This is a genomic window from Stenotrophomonas sp. 278 (genome assembly GCF_003935715.1).
In the GTDB taxonomy this organism is placed as follows: Bacteria; Pseudomonadota; Gammaproteobacteria; order Xanthomonadales; family Xanthomonadaceae; genus Stenotrophomonas; species Stenotrophomonas maltophilia_AH.
In genome coordinates this window covers 16189-33610 of the sequence record NZ_RHPP01000002.1, presented here as the reverse complement: position 1 = coordinate 33610, position 17422 = coordinate 16189, and the positions used below count along the sequence as shown (strand labels likewise).

Annotated in this window: 16 protein-coding genes; 9 read left to right on the top strand and 7 right to left on the bottom strand. The window is 64.0% G+C overall.

Going from position 1 to position 17422, the window contains the following annotated elements:
• Window positions 1-35: 35 nt before the first annotated feature.
• The 8 genes from EGJ34_RS00675 to EGJ34_RS00640 all read left to right on the top strand — a co-directional run bounded on the left by EGJ34_RS00675 (window position 36) and on the right by EGJ34_RS00640 (window position 9796).
• A complete protein-coding gene (locus EGJ34_RS00675) occupies window positions 36-2777 on the top strand; it encodes a TonB-dependent receptor (protein WP_125358078.1) in 2742 nt (913 codons plus the stop codon).
• Window positions 2778-2876: 99 nt separating this feature from the next.
• Window positions 2877-3593, top strand: a complete 717-nt coding sequence (locus tag EGJ34_RS00670; protein ID WP_125358076.1) for a FadR/GntR family transcriptional regulator — start codon at window positions 2877-2879, stop codon at window positions 3591-3593.
• A gap of 10 nt (window positions 3594-3603) precedes the next feature.
• Window positions 3604-4239, top strand: a complete 636-nt coding sequence (locus tag EGJ34_RS00665; RefSeq protein WP_125358074.1) for a 2-dehydro-3-deoxy-6-phosphogalactonate aldolase — start codon at window positions 3604-3606, stop codon at window positions 4237-4239.
• Complete coding sequence (dgoD, locus tag EGJ34_RS00660) at window positions 4236-5384, top strand: galactonate dehydratase (RefSeq protein WP_125358072.1); 1149 nt, start codon at window positions 4236-4238, stop codon at window positions 5382-5384. The genes EGJ34_RS00665 and dgoD overlap by 4 nt, the downstream gene beginning before the upstream one ends.
• A 14-nt stretch (window positions 5385-5398) precedes the next feature.
• On the top strand, window positions 5399-6154 hold the full coding sequence (locus EGJ34_RS00655) for an SDR family oxidoreductase (RefSeq protein ID WP_260476859.1): 756 nt from the start codon (window positions 5399-5401) through the stop codon (window positions 6152-6154).
• 14 nt (window positions 6155-6168) lie between these two features.
• Window positions 6169-7176 carry an SMP-30/gluconolactonase/LRE family protein gene (locus EGJ34_RS00650; protein WP_260476858.1) on the top strand — a complete coding sequence of 336 codons (1008 nt, stop codon included), beginning with the start codon at window positions 6169-6171 and terminating at the stop codon, window positions 7174-7176.
• Window positions 7173-8732 (top strand): sodium/sugar symporter, encoded by a 1560-nt coding sequence (locus tag EGJ34_RS00645; RefSeq protein WP_125358066.1) that lies wholly within the window; start codon window positions 7173-7175, stop codon window positions 8730-8732. The genes EGJ34_RS00650 and EGJ34_RS00645 overlap by 4 nt, the downstream gene beginning before the upstream one ends.
• 11 nt (window positions 8733-8743) lie before the next feature.
• Window positions 8744-9796 carry a sialidase family protein gene (locus EGJ34_RS00640; protein WP_185750019.1) on the top strand — a complete coding sequence of 351 codons (1053 nt, stop codon included), beginning with the start codon at window positions 8744-8746 and terminating at the stop codon, window positions 9794-9796.
• Between the two features lie 64 nt (window positions 9797-9860).
• Here the strand turns inward: EGJ34_RS00640 and EGJ34_RS00635 are convergent, their stop codons facing one another.
• From EGJ34_RS00635 to EGJ34_RS00610, 6 genes are all read right to left on the bottom strand, one after another.
• Window positions 9861-10370 (bottom strand): hypothetical protein, encoded by a 510-nt coding sequence (locus EGJ34_RS00635; RefSeq protein ID WP_125358062.1) that lies wholly within the window; start codon window positions 10368-10370, stop codon window positions 9861-9863.
• A gap of 238 nt (window positions 10371-10608) precedes the next feature.
• Window positions 10609-13668: an autotransporter outer membrane beta-barrel domain-containing protein gene (locus EGJ34_RS00630; RefSeq protein WP_125358060.1), complete on the bottom strand. Its 3060-nt coding sequence runs from the start codon at window positions 13666-13668 to the stop codon at window positions 10609-10611.
• 141 nt (window positions 13669-13809) lie between these two features.
• Window positions 13810-14400, bottom strand: coding sequence for a hypothetical protein (locus EGJ34_RS00625; RefSeq protein ID WP_260476857.1), 591 nt, complete (start codon window positions 14398-14400; stop codon window positions 13810-13812).
• A 228-nt stretch (window positions 14401-14628) separates the two neighbouring features.
• A complete protein-coding gene (locus tag EGJ34_RS00620) occupies window positions 14629-15021 on the bottom strand; it encodes a hypothetical protein (RefSeq protein WP_221740362.1) in 393 nt (130 codons plus the stop codon).
• Window positions 15022-15028: 7 nt separating this feature from the next.
• A complete protein-coding gene (locus tag EGJ34_RS00615; protein ID WP_125358056.1) occupies window positions 15029-15319 on the bottom strand; it encodes a hypothetical protein in 291 nt (96 codons plus the stop codon).
• 82 nt (window positions 15320-15401) lie between these two features.
• Entirely contained in the window at window positions 15402-15809 is a 408-nt protein-coding gene (locus tag EGJ34_RS00610; protein ID WP_125358054.1) for a DUF4124 domain-containing protein, read from the bottom strand.
• Between the two features lie 79 nt (window positions 15810-15888).
• On the opposite strand from EGJ34_RS00610, the gene EGJ34_RS00605 reads away from it, so the two are divergent.
• Window positions 15889-16656, top strand: a complete 768-nt coding sequence (locus EGJ34_RS00605) for a hypothetical protein (RefSeq protein ID WP_125358052.1) — start codon at window positions 15889-15891, stop codon at window positions 16654-16656.
• Here the strand turns inward: EGJ34_RS00605 and EGJ34_RS00600 are convergent, their stop codons facing one another.
• Window positions 16657-17376 (bottom strand): CPBP family intramembrane glutamic endopeptidase, encoded by a 720-nt coding sequence (locus tag EGJ34_RS00600; protein ID WP_125358050.1) that lies wholly within the window; start codon window positions 17374-17376, stop codon window positions 16657-16659.
• Between the last annotated feature and the right edge of the window lie 46 nt (window positions 17377-17422).

Here is a 17422-nt window from a genome sequence, read left to right as displayed (position 1 = left end):
ACCGCGCTCGTTTTCCGGAATCCGGAGAGACCGACATGACCCGTAGTTCATCCCGCACCCTGCTTTCCCTGGCCATTGTGTCCGCACTTGCCCTGCCCGCCTTCGCGCAGGCACAGGAAACGGGTGCGGCCACTGCACAACCGCAGCCTTCCGGGCAGCAGACCGCCGTCGACCTGGACACGGTCACGGTGACCGCGTTGCGCCAGAGTCTGGAGACTGCCCAGACAATCAAGCAGGAGGCGGCCATGGTGGTCGATTCCATCGTTGCCGAGGACATCGGCAAGCTGCCGGACAACAGCGTGGCCGACGCGCTGCAGCGTGTCACCGGCGTGCAGATTGCCCAGGGCAACCAGGGCGAAACCACCGGCGTGGTGATTCGTGGCCTGCCCAATGTGATCAGCACGCTCAACGGCCGCGAAATCTTCAGCAGCTCCGGCCGTGGCTATGCGTTCCAGAACCTGCCGGCGACCGCGATCAAGAGCCTGAACGTCTACAAGAGCAGCGAGGCCAGCCTGCCGCTCGGCGGCATCGCCGGGCTGGTGGACATCCAGCTGCGCCGTCCCCTCGACTTCGACGGGCTGGAGATTGCCGGCACCGCCACCGGCACCCACAGCAAATACAGCGGCGATGTCGACCCGTCCGCGAGCCTGATGCTGAGCAACCGCTGGGACACCGACGCCGGTGAGATCGGCGCGATGGTCAACTTCGGTTACATCGGCAAACGCTACGAATACGATGCCGTCTGGGGCGACTTCCCGAAGGTACTGGAGAACCCGGATGGCACGCCCATGCGTACTGATGCGGGCAACCTGATCGCCGCACCGAATGGCTGGGGCACCAACTACAACCACGGCGACCGTGACCGCAGCTCGTTCAACTACGCCCTGCAGTGGAAGCCGACCGAAAGCACCGAGGTCTACGTCGAAGGTCTGTACGACTATGTGCGTGACAACTACGACCAGGCTTTCCTGTTCAGCTTCCCGGTCGGGGTGGTGCCGCCGAGCAGCCTGCAGGTCGGCAGCAACTGCTACGCCAACCAGCTGGCAGGTCCCCTCGAAGGCCAGACCATCTGCGACGCCACCAGCGGTTCCTGGACCGGTGACACCTACGCTGCCAGCAGCACCCAGGCACACAAACAGCGCGGCCAGGACATCCAGAACGCGCTGGGCTTCAAATGGCGCGGAGACCAGCTGCGGCTGTCCACGGAAGTGGCGCGCACGTCGGGCTACTACCGGGACGAGAACTTCATCATCGACACATTCCTGAGCGGCCCGATCACCACTGTGTGGGACGGGACCTCGGGCAAACACCAGAACTGGTACCTGGCCGGCGAGCCCGCCATGGATCCGTCGCGCTTCTACCTCAACGGCCTGTTCCAGACCTGGGGCGAGTCGCGCGGCGAGGAGAACAGCTGGCGCGGCGACGGCGTGTTCGAGTTCCTGGATGGCCCGATCGCCAACATCCAGTTCGGCCTGCGCTACGCAGACCGCAATGCCAGCGCCAAGGGCAGCGTGGAAATCAACACGCCGCCCCCGGGCGGCGCAGGCACCGGCAACATCACGGCCACGCCCAATCCGGCCAACCAGGTAGTCGGCCTGTTCCCGGCCAACAGCTTCTTCTGCACCAAGCAGGGCAACTCGGCGCTCAGCCAGTCGTTCCTCACTCCCTGCTACGACTATCTGATCGGCAACGCCGACGAACTGCGTGCCTACTACGGCCTGCCGGCGGGGCTGGCCCAGGAGAATCCCGGCCGCTTCTTCGACATCCAGGAACGCAAGTCCGCCGGTTACCTGCAGACCAGGTATGACTTCGATCTGTTCGGCCTGCGCGTGGATGGCCTGGTCGGCGTGCGCGCGGAACAGATCAAACGCGAATTGAATGCCTATTCGTTCGATGCCAGCACCGGCATCTACAGCGCCATCACCCGCGAAACCAAAGACACCAACACGCTGCCCAACGCCAGCCTGAACCTGCATTTCAACGAGGAATGGCAGCTGCGCGTGCTGGCCGCCAAGACCCTCAGCTACCCCGACTTCGGCGCGCTCAATCCGTCAATCTCGCTGAACCCGGGCACGGTCAACCGCGCCGGCGCAGCCAGCAGCGGCAATCCGGACCTGAGCCCGATCGAGTCGACCAACTACGACATGTCGCTGGAGTGGTATTTCTCGCCAGTGGGCTACATGAGCGCCGGGATCTTCTACCGCGATATTGACGGCTACATCCAGAACTACATCACCAATGTGGTCATTGCCGGCGAAGACTACGAACTGTCGTCTCCGCAGAGTGCCGGCAGTGGCCACCTGCAGGGTGTCGAGTTCGCCTACCAGCAGACCTTCGATTTCCTGCCCGGTGCCTGGAGCGGCCTGGGTGCGCAGTTCAACTACACCTACATCGAGGGCGACACCAAGTCGCCGGAGTTCATCGGCGGCCCGGTCATCTCGCGACCGCTGCAGAACGTCTCCAAGAACAACTACAACGCGGTGCTGTTCTACGAGAACTTCGGGCTGTCCGCCCGTCTGGCCTACGGCTACCGCAGCCGCTACATCGACTTCTTCACCCAGCCCACCGTGGCCGGGACCGAAGATCAGGTCGAGCCGGCCAGCTCGCTGGACTTCTCGGTCAGCTACGACATGACCCCGCGCACGACCGTGGTGCTTTCCGCCACCAACCTGCTGGGCAACAACCTGCATCAGTTCTGGGGTAGCGGCGACTCGCGCCCGCGCGACATCCGTTACCAGGACAAGACCTTCGGCCTGGGCTTCCGGTTCAAACTGTAATGACAAACCACCTGAACATCGTCGCGCCCCTACCCTCGCCCTTTTGTCGGATAATAGGAGTGACCGCGCTTTGCGGAGCGCCACGCCAAAGGGGCACCAGTGAAACGGATCGAGGTACGCAATCTGTACGACCAGGTCGCCCAGGAGATCGGGCAGCGGATCATCAGTGGCGCGCTTCAGCCGGGCGAATTCCTGCCCAAGGAAGAAACACTGGCGCAGACCCTGTCGGTCAGCCGGTCGGCACTGCGCGAGGGGCTGAAGGTGCTCGGCTCCAAGGGGCTGATCGAAACGAAGCAGAAGACCGGTTCGCGGGTGCGCGAGCCGCGTCACTGGAAACAGCTGGACAGCGACATCCTGGCATGGCGCTGTGCATTGATGCCGACCCAGGACTTCGTGGAGAAGCTGGTGGAGATGCGCGAGGTGATCGAGCCGGCCGCGGCCGCTTCGGCAGCGGAGCGTCGTTCGCCCGCGCAGCTGGCGAAAATCAAGGCGGCCTATCAGGCCATGGCCGATGCGCCCGACCAGGATGCCTGGGCCAAGGCCGACCTGGCCTTTCACGAGAGCGTGCTGGAGGCCACCAACAACGAACTGCTGGCGTCGCTGTTCTCGGTGATCGACGCCGCGCTGGGCACGTTCTTCCTGCTCTCGGCGCAGACCGCGAAGGACTTCAAGTACTCGCTGCCGCGTCACTTCGACGTGTACGACGCCATCCGGCTGAAGCAGCCGGAGGCGGCGCGTGCCGCCATGCTGGACATGATTGCCGACTCCCGCGCCAACCTGAAGGGTACACGCGCTTCCAAGAAGTCCCAACGCTAGAGGAAACCCCATGAGCGCCGCCTGGATGCAACCCCTCCCATTGGTTGCCATCCTGCGCGGGCTCACCCCGCAGGAGGCACCGGCCATCGGTGCCGCACTGGCCGACGCCGGCTTCCACATTCTGGAAGTGCCGCTGAACTCGCCACAGCCGCTGGAAAGTATTGAGCTGCTGGCCAGACAGCTCGGTGACCGCTGCCTGATCGGTGCCGGCACCGTGCTTACCACCGCACAGGTGGACGACGTGGCCAGCGCTGGTGGCCGCATCATCGTGATGCCGCATGCGGACGTGGACGTGATTGCCCACGCGCACGCAAAAGAGCTGCGCTGCACACCGGGCGTGGCCACCCCCACCGAAGCCTTCGCCGCGCTGCGCGCCGGAGCCGACGCACTGAAGATGTTTCCGGCCGAACAACTGCCGCCCCCGGTACTGAAAGCCTGGTCCAGCGTGCTGCCCAAGGGCACGCCACTGCTGCCGGTGGGCGGCATCACCCCGGAACGCATGGCGGTCTACCGCCACGCCGGTGCCGCCGGTTTCGGCATCGGTTCCGCGCTGTATGCCCCCAAGACGCCTGCTGATGAAGTGGCACGCCGCGCGCGCGCCTTCATCGACGCCTGGAACGCTCCCCTCACGGATTCCCCCGCATGAAAATCACTGCCATCACCACCTACAAGGTGTCCCCACGTTGGCTCTTCGTCCGTATTGACACCGATGCCGGCATCAGCGGCTGGGGTGAACCCATTGTTGAAGGCCGCGCGCACACCGTGGCGGCCGCCGTCGAGGAACTGTCCGATTACCTGATCGGCAAGGATCCGCGACACATCGAGGATCACTGGAACGTGCTGTACCGCGGCGGCTTCTATCGCGGCGGCCCGATCCTGATGAGCGCGCTTGCGGGCCTGGACCAGGCGCTGTGGGACATCCATGGCAAGGCACTGGGCGTGCCCGTGCACAGCCTGCTCGGCGGACCGGTGCGCGAGCGCATCCGCGTGTACTCGTGGATCGGCGGCGACCGGCCCGCCGACACCGCCCGCGCGGCCAAGGAGGCGGTGTCACGCGGCTTCACCGGAGTGAAGATGAACGCCACCGAGGAAGTGCAGTTCGTCGATACCCACGACAAGGTCACGAAAGTACTGGAAAACGTACAGGCGGTACGTGATGCGGTCGGCCCCGGCGTGGGCCTGGCAGTGGACTTCCATGGACGTGTGCACAAGCCGATGGCGAAGGTGCTGATGCGCGAGCTCAGCCCGTTCGGTTTGATGTTCATTGAAGAACCCGTCCTGTCTGAACACCTGGAATGCATTCCGGAACTGGCGGCCCTCTCCCCCGCCCCGATTGCCTTGGGTGAGCGCCTTTATTCGCGGTTCGATTTCAAGCGCGTACTGCAGACCGGCGGCGTGGACATCATCCAGCCGGATCCATCGCATGCTGGCGGCATCACCGAAACCCGCAAGATTGCGGCGATGGCCGAAGCCCACGACGTCGCCCTGGCCCTGCACTGCCCGCTGGGTCCTATCGCATTGGCCGCCAATCTGCAGCTGGATGCGGTCTGCTACAACGCCTTCATCCAGGAACAGAGCCTGGGCATCCATTACAACGCCAGCAACGACCTGCTGGATTATCTGGTGGACCGCTCTCCGTTCGACTACCAGGATGGCTTCGTCACGATTCCCGGCGGCCCGGGCCTGGGTATCGAGATCAACCAGGCCTACGTGGACGAGCGTGCCGCTGAAGGCCACCGCTGGCGCAATCCCATCTGGCGACATGCCGATGGCAGCGTGGCCGAGTGGTGAGCGCAGCAATGGCCATGACCATATACCCCAGCTTGCACAACCGCACGGTGCTGGTGACCGGTGGTGCCACCGGCATTGGCGCGGCATTTGTTGAACACTTCGCCCGGCAGGGTGCGAAGGTGGTGTTCCTCGATATCGACGATGCGGGCGCGGCTGCCCTGCAGGAGCATCTGAAAGACGTCGCCACCCCACTCCATTACCTGCACTGCGACGTCACCGATATTGGTGCCCTGCAGGCCGCAATCGAGGAAGGTCGCCGGTTGACGGGGCCGTTCTCGGTACTGGTCAACAATGCCGCCAATGACGTACGCCACGCGCTGGCCGATACAACCACCGCCGATTTCGAACGCAGCGTGGCGGTCAATCTCCGCCACCAGTACTTCGCCATCCAGGCCCTGGTGCCGGACATGAAGGCACTCGGCGGCGGCTCCATCATCTGCCTGGGCTCCACTGGCTGGATGATCAAGAACAGCGGCTACCCCATGTATGCGATGGCCAAATCAGCTGTGCATGGCCTGGTGAACGGTCTTGCCCGCGAGTTGGGTCAGGACGCCATCCGCATCAACGCGCTGGTGCCCGGCTGGGTCATCACCGAGAAGCAGCAGCGGCTGTGGCTGGATGCGGAAGGCGAAGCCCAGCTGCGCCGCTCGCAGTGCCTTCCGGGCTATCTGCGTGCGGACGACCTCGCGCGGGCAGCGCTGTTCCTAGCCGCCGACGACAGCCGCATGTGTACTGGTCAGGACTTCATCGTGGACGGGGGGTGGGTGTGAGCGACCCGGTGACAGTGGCCGTCCCCGCTGGCAACACGCTGGGCGAAGGTGTCCTGTGGTGCGACCGCGAAGAGGTCGTGTACTGGACCGACATCGCGCAGTCGCAGTTGTGGCGCTACCGACCGGCGGACGGCAACGTTGCCCGCTGGCCCATGCCCGAGCGCCTTGCTGCCCTCGCCTTGTGCGAGGCCGACGGCTGGTTGTTGCTTGCGCTCGCTTCGCGCCTGGCTTTCTTTCATGTGGAGCGTGGTGAATTCCGGTACATCCATGATCTGCATGACCTGCGTGACCCGGTAGCGCCGGCCGTTGGCCGGCCCTCGGCGAACCGGGCTCCGCGCGATGCCGGCCAACGGCCGGCGCTACCGGTGAAAGTCCAACCAGATTGCCGTGCCAACGATGGTGCCTGTGACCGCCGCGGCCGCTTTGTCTTCGGCATGCTCCACGAGCCCACCGAAGGCCCGAAACAGCCGGTCGCCCCTTTCCTCCGCCTCAACGCGGACCTGAGCCTGGAGGTCCTGCCGCTTCCCACGGTCGCCATCTCCAACAGCATCGCCTTCAGTCCCACCGGCGACACGATGTACTTCTGCGATTCGCTACAGAAGCAGATCCTGCAGTGCGACTACGGGGACACACCCGCTTCCGCGCGGCTGTTCACCGACCTGCGACACGAACCGGGTGAGCCCGACGGCAGCGCCATCGACGCCGAGGGCTTCCTCTGGAATGCCCGCTGGGGCGATGCACGCGTGGTCCGTTACCGCCGGGACGGCACCGAGGACCGCTCGCTTCGCATGCCGGTCAGCCAACCCACCCGGCCGGTGTTTGGCGGCAACGCGCGCCAAACCCTCTACATCACCAGCGCCCACGACGGTCTGGATGACCTCGCGCGTGCACGCGACCCACTGGCAGGCCACCTGCTTGCCTTCGACTCCGGCATTGCCGGGCTCCCGGAGCCCCGCTTCGCCGGCAACCCCGACACCTTGCCGCCCCGCCCACAGCGCGGATCCACCGCGGAGATTGCATGAGCCTTTCCACGCTTGATATCACCATCGTGCTGGCCTACCTGGCAGGCATCTTCATCCTGGCGCAGTGGGTCTCGCGCGAGAAAGCCGGCCAGCAGAAGTCCGCCCAGGACTACTTCCTGGCCAGCCGCAGCCTGCCTTGGTGGGCGATTGGTGCCTCGCTGATTGCCGCCAACATTTCTGCCGAACAGATCATCGGCATGTCCGGCTCGGGCTACGCGATCGGGCTGGCCATTGCCTCGTACGAATGGATGGCCGCCCTTACCCTGCTCATCGTCGGCAAATGGTTCCTGCCGATCTTCCTGCGCAACGGCATCACCACCATGCCGCAGTTCCTGGAGGAACGCTACGGCAACCGCATCCGCACGGTCATGGCGGTGTTCTGGCTGGGCTTGTATGTCTTTGTCAACCTCACTTCGATCCTGTGGCTGGGCTCCATCGCCATTGCCGGGGTTGCAGGCTTGAACCAGGATGTGGCGCTGGTATTGCTGGGTGCCTTCGCACTGGCCTACCAGTTGTATGGTGGGCTAAAGGCGGTGGCACTCACCGACATCGTGCAGGTCTGCCTGCTGGTACTGGGTGGCCTGCTGGTGACCTTCATCACCCTCGGCAAGATCGGCGACGGCAATGTTGCCGACGGCTTCATGCAGCTGTGGCAGCAGCATCCCGAACGCTTCGAGATGATCCTCAGCAAGGACAACCCGTTCTACAAGGACCTGCCGGGCCTGTCGGTTCTGCTGGGCGGCATGTGGATCGCCAACCTCAGCTACTGGGGCTTCAACCAGTACATCATCCAGCGCGCCCTGGCCGCCAAGAGCCTGCAGGAAGCGCAGAAGGGCGTGGTGTTCGCTGCATTCCTGAAGCTGCTGATTCCGGCGATTGTGGTGGTGCCCGGCATCGCCGCAGTGATGCTGGCCCCGAACCTGCAACGCCCGGACGCCGCCTACCCGACCATGCTCGGCCTGCTGCCCAGCGGCATCCTGGGTCTGGTGTTCGCGGCACTGGTGGCGGCCATCGTTGCCTCGCTGGCATCCAAGATCAATTCGGTGGCCACCATCTTCACCCTGGATTTCTATGCCAAGCGTGCACCGGAGGCGTCGCAGGCCAAGCTGGTGCGGGTGGGACGCATCGCTGCATCCCTGTCGATTGTGGTGGCCGTACTGACCGCACGCCCGCTGCTGGGCGGGTTCGACCAGGGCTTCCAATACATCCAGGAGTTCACCGGTTTCTTCACTCCGGGCATCGTGGTGATCTTCCTGCTGGGCCTGTTCTGGAAGCGCGCCAACGAAGCAGGCGCCTTGGCTGCGGCAGTCGGCTCGTTCGTGCTCTCGCTGGTCTTCAAGCTGGCCTGGCCGTCGCTGCCGTTCCTGGACCGCATGGGCGTGGTGTTCCTGGCCACTCTGTTGCTGGGCGTGGGGGTGGCACTGGCGACCCCGGCCACCGGTGCGCGTGACCGTATCCGTACCGACGATGTCGGCTATGCCACTGCGCCGTCGTTCAACATCGCCTCCTTGGCGGTGCTGGCGATCCTCGTTGCCCTGTACGCAACTTACTGGTGAGGAGCATGCGCATGACCGACCTGAACCCGCTCACGAAGGGTGCGTCACGTGCGTTGATCGCCGCGTCGCTGCTGCTCAGTGCCCTGCCTGCGTTGGCCATCGAGGTAACCTGGACCGATACGGTTACGGTCGATGCAGAGAATGCCGGCTGGGGTCGCCTGGCGCGACTGCCGGATGGTCGTTGGCTGGCCGTCACCACGCATTACCCCGGTGGCGACACTACCACGCTGCAGGTGTCGGCCAGCGCGGACAACGCCCGCACATGGAAGCCGCTTTCAAAGCTGAGCGAGCCCAAACGCAAGCTCGACAATGGTGAACTGTTCGTGCTGCCGGACGGGCGGGTGCTGCTGGGCATGCGGTCGCTGATCGACGGTGTGTCCTATCGCTTGAACGTTTACGCCAGCGATGACCAGGGTGCCTCATGGACCTTCCTGAGCACCATGACACGTAACGAAAAGCCTGCCGGCCGCAAAGACCGCGGAGTGTGGGAACCGGTATTCACGCAGCTCGACGACGGCAGCCTCTCCGTGGTGTACGCCGACGAAACGCGCGCAGATGAAACCCCGTCCTACAACCAGGTGGTGTCGCAGCAGATATCAACGGACGGCGGTCGCACCTGGGGCAAGCCTGCCACCATCGCGCGCCAGCCCGGTGGCGGACTGCTCCGCCCCGGTATGCCGGTGATGACGCATCGCCCCGGCGGCGGCTACCTGATGGTATTGGAGACCTGCGGTGAGGACCCGCAGTGCCCGGTGTCGTACAAGACTTCAGCGGATGGCCGTACCTGGGCGGACGGCCTCGGAACTCCTGTTGCCGACCAGCGCTGCGGCCCGCATGTCATGGCCACCCAGAGTGGAACGATGTTCATGACCTCGTGCTTCAACGAAGTCAGCTGGAGCCAGGACAAGGGCGCGACGTGGCACACCCTGAATACACCAGCATGGCCGCTGGGGTTCAAGCACTCCTGGCCGGCGGTGGTGGAGTTCGGCCCTCAGGAGATCGGGGTCATCAACGTGGTCGATGGAACTGTGAAGATCCGTTTCGGCACCTATCGAAGCCCCTGACCGACCTATACTCCGGCTGCTGCATCCCCAGCGTCGGGTAGTGCACTGCTTTGATCCTCCGTATCTATCTGCAGTGTTTGGAAACATCAATTCCATCACGATATTTGAGCATAAAAGCCTCTAATCCACGAGGTTGCTCAATCTTCCGGGCGGTTTCCAACGGGCCGCCAGCCGGGGTGAACTTCCGCAACATCTCCTCTCGAAACCTCCTAAGTTCCGGAGCGCGCTCGTCTGAGTTCGCCATTATGTTAACCGTCAATGCGATAGATCCATTATTCACAAGCAGCAACGGCACGTCGCCGCAGAAAAACTGAAATGGCGCATCCGGATCAGAGCCCACGCTAAGGCGAACCCCTTTTGCGTCGACCTCCTTCGAAAAATCAATCGCACTGCGTCTAACTTCTTCGTACGACTCTTGAGGAATGGGCAAGAAAGTCTTTAACTCAGATTTAAACGAAGTCGGATAGAGCATCCAGAAAAGTCCCGCTACCGCGATCAGTATTGCGGAAGCGATTAGAGCACGATTTTTCATTTTGGAGCCTTGATTTGTCCCGACATTATTTACTTGCTCCACTCCGTCATCCCGGCGGAGCTCTGGTTCTCGGGCGGCGTCTCCTTCGCCAGAAGCGGGGCAGAAAGTCCCACATACATCAAAAGTGCGAAACGCATACGCATGTCGGCAGCTCCAGATGGATAGATCCCGCAGGAAACCCAACGTCGCGGCCAGCCGCATGCAGACGGCGTGAAACGCCAGGATTCGGCATGGGCTGGGTATTGTGGGGCGCGGTGACGTGCATGGCGCGTCACTGCGCCTAGAAGCTCATGGAGAGTTCCGCCTTGGCAGTGGTCTGGCGGTAGCCACCGTTGCCGCTGTCGCGGCGCACGCCGAACTCGGCCCGCACGTTGGTCGACAGGCGGGCCTGCACACCGGCGCGGAATTGGGTGACCTGATCCGAGCCATCGACCTCGACTTCGTTGCCGTCCATCTGCAGCGATGTCTTCGAGCTCTGCTGGATCAACTGTGCGCCCAGATAGGGCTGGAACCGCATGACCTTGCCCGCGTGGAAATCGCCCATGACGTCCACACCCACCCGGCTCCGCAACGGCGCGCTTCGCTCAAACCTGAGTTCGGTGCCATTGGCCTCGGTCAATGCCGAAGGACCCGAACGCGACCATTCCAGTCCCACGTGCGGTCGCAGTACCACCTTGCCGTCCAGCGAGGCGTTCAGCGCGAAGCCATAGCCGGCCTCTGCCGAGGTGCTCCAGTCGGTGCTGCGGAAGCGTTCCTGGGCCAGGCCATCGCCTTGAACGCGGTGACGCATCCGGGTGCCGGACGAATCAAATGACAGGCTCAATCCCGTCGCGTCGTCAAGCGACTGGCGGTAGTCCGCGTAGGCCCCCAGCATCACGCCGGTGGAGCGTCCCTTGGCGCGATAGCCGGTGGTGCGCGAAGTGGAGTCCACGTCGTACTGGCCCTGCCCGCCTTTGACTCCGGCCGACCACTGGTCGCTCAGCATCTGGCTGGTGCCGACCTGCAGGGTCTGCCATCGGCCGTCAACGGCTGCACCGCCGGAGGCATTGAAGCGGTATTCGTTGCCGCGCACGCTGGCCCAGATGTCCCGGTGCCCCTTGTCGCGCCAGCGGGTCGGGTTGTACCTGTCCCCGGTCACGCGACCGGGACGGTCATCGTTGAACATGGAGCGCGAGGCGATGGTACTGGCAAGGTACGCAGCCGCCTCGGGGCGCAGCATCTGCACGTCGTCGCTGCCGCCCGGCATGGGTTCCGGCTGCACCGGTGCGGGAACCGGCACCGGCTCGGCCGGGACCGGCGACGGTATCGGGGTTGGCTCAGGCACGGGTTCAGGAGCCGGGACCGGTTCGGGCTGCGGAACGGGTTCCGGAACAGGCGCAGGAGGCACGGGAACCGGCTCTGGTTCGGGCGTAGGTGCGGGCACTGCGCTGCTGCTCAGGTACCAGTTGCGGTTGGCCGCATCGGCACTGCCGTTGCCGCCGCGACGCAGCTGATAGTCGTATGCACCGGCCACCACGCGACCGGACTGCACGAACTCCGCGCCCGAGGTGCCATCGACCTGGATGACCTTGTGACCCCAGGACTGCGCTTCGGTACGTGCAATCAGGCCACCGGGACCACCAGCGTTGTCGATGGTTACCTGCGTGCTGCCCGTGCTGTCGCCGCCAATATGCAGGAGCGCAGATTCCGTGGTTGCCGCATCCGCCAGGTAAGCGTCCACCCACAGGCGGCTCAGGTCCTGGCCGGCATACTCCCCCAGCACGTCGAACTCGGTGCCACGGTGCGGCAAGGCGAGCGTGCCGGCGTTGTCCAGCGAGCCGACCGACATGCCCTGCGTATTGTCACCCGCCTGCAGTACCGCACCGGGTGCCACCGTAAATGCAGCTTGATCGTTGGTGCCATTGACCACCACCCGACCTGCGCGCACGTTGCCACTTCCGCGATAGGTATTGTTGCCGTTGAGCACCAGGGTGCCGGCACCGGTCTTGTCGAATCCGCCGGCCAACGTGCGGCTCACGCCGCCCAGACTGGCGGCATCGTTGTTGTAGAGGCCGGTCGTCACCGTATCTGCGCGGTTGTCGCCGATGTTGTTGTCGAAGTACGCGGTGGTTCCGGCCGGGATATCCAGCTTGCTCTGACCCCAGGCAAACTGGCCGTAGCCGCCAATGGCTGCATCGGGGTTGATCTCACCCCAACCGGAGTACGCGTTGATGCCGGCCAGCAGGTTTGCATTGGCGCTGCGGTCGGTGGTGCTCATGTCCGTGGCCGTGCCCAGCACTACTTCCATCAGGTTACGTGCGGACATCCAGGGGTAGCGCTCGGCGACGCGCGCCGTGATGGCGTTGGCGTTGGGCGCGGACCATGAGGTACCGCCGGCCAGGCTGTACGACCAGTGTCCATTGGCCTTCCGGATGATGTCGCCGCCTGAATCGCGCTGCAGCGTGCCCTCGACGGCCGCCAGGCACCAGTACATGGCGTGACCACAGTTCTGCCGGTCCCAGTTGTACTGCCCGGTGGTGTTGCCTCCGGGCGTGGCGACCACGACCACGTAGTTGCCGTAGTACTGGGCGTCTTCCAACGGCACAGTGCCGTACACGAACGGCTGGACCACCTGGGCGTTGCCGCTGCCACTGTTGCCTGCCGCCAGGAAGATCAAAGCGTCGTTGTCCTTGATTTCGCGCCATGCGTTGCGCCAGGACGTGGGAACGTTGTTCAGCCGGTCATCGGTGATCTGTGATGGATACCAGACGAAGTAAGACGCACTCATGGTGCGCGCACCGAAGCCATCCGGGTCGCTGGCGGTAGCGAAGGCATTCCACCAGTCATCCACCGTGCTGCCACTGCCGGTCAGCAGCGTTGCCTCCGGCACGATATGCAGCAGCGAATAGCTCATCCACGCGCCATGGCCGCCGCCGTGCAGGGCCTGGTAGGACATCTGGTTCTCAATGGTGCGGCCGTTCTCGGTTTTCGAGAACAGGCCGACATATTCACCGTCCACTTTGAGTACGTTGTCGGCGAACCCGGTCATGTCCGGTTCGCCCAGTGCGGTCGCAGCATCCGCGTCCGTCAGCGACAGCGGATTGATGCCGGTGTCGTAGTGGAAAAGCCGGATGCCATCGCCTTTCAGGCCATTGAGCTGGTCGTCAGAGGCCTTCTGATACGTGGACGTGCCGGGTGCGGCAGCGGCCGTGCCGGTGAGCCCGGTCAGGGTTGCTGCGCCGATCAGCCAGGCCTTCGGCAGGCGCCGGGCGACCTCTTCTTCCGGTACCGCCGAGTAGTCGAGCACAACATCAAACCGGCCCGTTGCCCTGTTCCAGGCAATGCGCTTCGTACACGCCATGTTTTCCCCAAGAGCGATTGATACAGGCTGATCTTCGGCTCCCCAGCCGGAGGGTATCCCCTCAGTGGCAGCACGGTGGCTGCCCGATCAGTGCCGCATCGTACTACATCAGTCGCGTTCCAACTTCACAGTGGCTCACGCCTACGGCTTGGCGGCCTCCGGCACCAAAGACTGGACCACCCTGCCTTCTGCATCCAGGAACTCGATCGCACCGTACCCTTCTTCCGTCACCGTCAGACGCAACCGTGGCCGGTCGGCCTTGTCATTCAATGCAATGGCCGGCGTCCCGTCGGCCCCCACCACCATCTGGATCCGGGTCGGTGTCTGCACGCCGGGAATCAGCCGGTCGCCCAGCTTCGGCTCACGTACCAGTGGTGGTGCCTGGTTGATCGAGAAGCGTGTCTCGCCATCGGGCGACACGCGCCAGCCGATGGCATCCATGGCCGGATGGTCCAGGGCCAGGACCGCCATGCCGCCGTTGACATCAGCGGTGCCGAATCCGCCCCGCTCACTGCCCTTATCGTCGTAGAGCACCATGCCGGCGACGTTGAACGCCCGCTTGTACTGCAGTCCGTCGATGATGGGAGCCGGTGTCTGCCCGGACAGGGTCATCCGGATCACGCCTTTCTCGTCGACGATGTCGATGCGCCGGGCTGTTATCCGCTCCTGATCGGGTTTTTCAACGCGCGTCTGCGGCGATTCGCTGACGATCAGCTTCTGCAGCTGCTCCACCGAGGGGCGCTTGGGCGCTTGGGACTCAGTGGCGTGGGCGCTCAAAGCGAGCATGGAGGTCAGAACGAGGGCGCTACCGGCACTGCGGGACATGCGGACTCCTGTTTTGAATGACGCGTGGCTTTACCTCTGGACCGGAACTGGCTGGCTAAGGCCCGCACACCGGTACTGAAATACGCGAACACTTGACGCTATTCAGCCTCAACCGAACGGGCGAGCGCTACAGCGTCACGGAGGTTGAACTTCAAGATCGACCGGGGAAAGAACATGAACGCGTATCTGTTCCACGCCCAGATCAACAGGAACAGCGTCGTCCAGGTAGTCTTCGTGTAGAAGCGCAAAGGTGGAGTTGTAGTTCGTGTCGAGATACACCACTTGAGGCGTTCCATCCTCAAGCGTCACCTCAACCATCAGATCGTTCGGAAGAAGCACGCGCCCCCCAAACTCGGCGTCAACATCAGTCGTTACGCGATTCGCCGTGTAAAGATGGACAGCCATTCCGCCGGCCAAGTAGGCATTTATGGGTCGGCTCAAAGACAACCTTTCTTCCAGCTGCTTGAACAGTCTCCGCAAACCTTCTGCGAGAGCCGTGCGAGTGTGGAACTGTTGATTACTGTCCATGACCTTCTCAGCGCATGTCGAGCAGATGGCTGAGCATATCGCGGAGGCGTGGCAGGCTTATCACCCAGCCATTCCTCACCACCTCCACGGGGTGCAGTCTTTCACGGGGATGAGTCGCAAAGTAACCATCACTGGCCGACATCAGGAATGACGACTCCTTGGGGAAACGAGACTGCACAACCATCGCAGCCAACCGGAAGACATTGGCTTCGCGCTGATCCTGTGCCAGCGGGTGCCGTCCTTGAGCAACGTCCGAGCATCGGGCGAGCAACGCTGATTCGACGTCTCTGGCAGTCATGGCACCTGGCTCCGCTGAAACCGGCAGGGATGATTCTAGCGGTTTTCATCCTGAAGCAAGAGGTGCCAGCTGATCCAGGTCATTACTTGCAGGCATCAAAGACAAGGTCGTCCATGCGCCGGGTGAGCTCGTAGGTCCTGCGCATGCCCGCAGCCTCGAATGCCGCCGCACGACGGACCCTTGCGGCCTCGCATCGCTCCGGGTCCCGGTACAGGCTGATGGCAGCTCCCTGGCTGCCGCGCGGGACCGCCTTCTGCAGCGCCTTGGCCCGTTTTCGCGCCGCCAGTTCGTCCTGGATCGCCGCCAGCCGTGCCTGACGCTCCGGGTTGGCACGATCCGGCGGGGCGTCCCACGTCTTTGCCGCCTGCCCGGTGGCGCAGGGCTCGGACTGATATACCGTGTTGTCGCCGTCAACGCACTTGTGGACCTGCTGGGCCGCAACGCCCCCCGTCCAACACACTGCCACCAGTGCCAGCACTCTCACGTCCATGTTGCCCCTGCCCCCGCATCCCGTCGATGCGCCCGGGCTAGTCTATAGTGCAGTCAATCCAACTTCGAAGGCGGCACGGATGCAGACCCGGCTCAGCCAAACGTTTCTGGCCCTCGCCCTGATATCCAGCACGCTTCCCGCGCTGGCGGAATCGACCCAGGTTGACGTCCGGGTGCTTGCCCGTGGCGCGAAGTTCATCGGCGGCTACAGCGATTCGGCGCGCGTGGTGTTGAGCGATGCTGAAACGGGTGAAGTACTGGCTCGCGGCTTGACGCAGGGCACAACCGGCGACACCAGCCGCATTCTCGGCGGAGGCGTGAATGGCGACAAGCGCCTGTCCACGCCCGATGCGGCCGTGTTCCGCGCCACACTGGATCTTGCGCAGCCACGCCGGGTCACCGCGACGGTAACCGGTCCGCTCAGCCAGCCGCAGGCGGCCACCACGGTGACCAGCACCCAGTGGCTGCTACCCGGTCGCCACGTTACCCAAGGCGATGGCTGGGTGCTGGAGCTGCCAGGCCTGGTGGTGGACCTGGTGGAGCCCGCTGCGTTCCAGCCGGTCAACCGGGGCACGAAGGTGCCACTGCAGGTCTCAGTCACCATGATGTGCGGCTGCGCGCTGTCGGAGGCCGGGCCCTGGAAGGCCGGAACCACCGACGTCGACTACCAGATCACCGTGAACGGGAAGGTGCAGCGCCTTCAGCGCATGTCGTTCGATCCGAAGACCGGGCGATACAGCGACGCGTTCGTACCGGACAAGCCGGGCATTCATGAAATCGAAGTCCGGGCATGGGATGCACCCAACGGCAATGCGGGCGTGGCCCGCACCACCGTATTTGTCCGCTGATCAGGCTGCGAAACCACCGACAAGGTGGAAGGCCAGATTGGCCAGTCCATGTCCCAGTACCGGCACCAGCAGGCTGCCGGTGCGGAACCGCAGCCAGCCACCGGCGAGGCTGCCGATGAAGGGAAATAGCCCGCTCATGGGATCGATGTTCCAGGTTCCCTTGCTGTATCCGAGGCTGTGCCACAGTCCAAAGGCGATGGCGGTTCCGATGATCACCGGCCAATAGCCACGCCCAGGCAGTGGCCTGCCCCAGAGCGCACGCAACACCACAGCCGGCACGACGCCGCGATACACCAGCTCTTCCGCCAGGCCGGGCATGGTGACCTGGAACACGAGCGTTTCCGCATCCGCCGGGCCGGGCTGGAACACCCACCCCAGCACGGAGCCCCACACGATGAATCCCAGCACCGCCGCCACGGACAGCCACGGCGTGCGCTGCTTGAAGGTGAGTCCGACCGCGTGGCGGTCCAGCTTCAGCGCCAGAATGACCAGCACAGAGAGGACGAGACTGTAGACCTTGCCCAACCAGTTCCAGCCGCCACCGAGCACAGCCAGCGCAGGAACCGTGGACGCCAGCCCGGTGACCAGGTCGTCCAGGCCCAGCAGCAGCGCGCCGAGCAGCGCCATGCTGACCCTGATGCGTTTATCGAAGACGCGAACCAGCAGGAACAGCGCTGTGCAGATGAGTGTGAAGCTGACGGCGAAGATCACGGCATCCATGTGGGTGCACTCCAGAAGTGAAAAGAAACCGGGCGCGACGTTGCGG

Excerpts from the sequence above, each read along its gene's own strand:
- EGJ34_RS00675 (WP_125358078.1), top strand. The coding sequence starts at position 36 with ATGACCCGTAGTTCATCCCGCACCCTGCTTTCCCTGGCCATTGTGTCC.
- EGJ34_RS00665 (WP_125358074.1), top strand. The coding sequence starts at position 3,604 with ATGAGCGCCGCCTGGATGCAACCCCTCCCATTGGTTGCCATCCTGCGC.
- dgoD (WP_125358072.1), top strand. The coding sequence starts at position 4,236 with ATGAAAATCACTGCCATCACCACCTACAAGGTGTCCCCACGTTGGCTC.
- EGJ34_RS00655 (WP_260476859.1), top strand. The coding sequence starts at position 5,399 with ATGACCATATACCCCAGCTTGCACAACCGCACGGTGCTGGTGACCGGT.
- EGJ34_RS00645 (WP_125358066.1), top strand. The coding sequence starts at position 7,173 with ATGAGCCTTTCCACGCTTGATATCACCATCGTGCTGGCCTACCTGGCA.
- EGJ34_RS00640 (WP_185750019.1), top strand. The coding sequence starts at position 8,744 with ATGACCGACCTGAACCCGCTCACGAAGGGTGCGTCACGTGCGTTGATC.
- EGJ34_RS00630 (WP_125358060.1), bottom strand. The coding sequence starts at position 13,668 with ATGGCGTGTACGAAGCGCATTGCCTGGAACAGGGCAACGGGCCGGTTT.
- EGJ34_RS00620 (WP_221740362.1), bottom strand. The coding sequence starts at position 15,021 with ATGGACAGTAATCAACAGTTCCACACTCGCACGGCTCTCGCAGAAGGT.
- EGJ34_RS00615 (WP_125358056.1), bottom strand. The coding sequence starts at position 15,319 with ATGACTGCCAGAGACGTCGAATCAGCGTTGCTCGCCCGATGCTCGGAC.
- EGJ34_RS00610 (WP_125358054.1), bottom strand. The coding sequence starts at position 15,809 with ATGGACGTGAGAGTGCTGGCACTGGTGGCAGTGTGTTGGACGGGGGGC.
- EGJ34_RS00605 (WP_125358052.1), top strand. The coding sequence starts at position 15,889 with ATGCAGACCCGGCTCAGCCAAACGTTTCTGGCCCTCGCCCTGATATCC.
- EGJ34_RS00600 (WP_125358050.1), bottom strand. The coding sequence starts at position 17,376 with ATGGATGCCGTGATCTTCGCCGTCAGCTTCACACTCATCTGCACAGCG.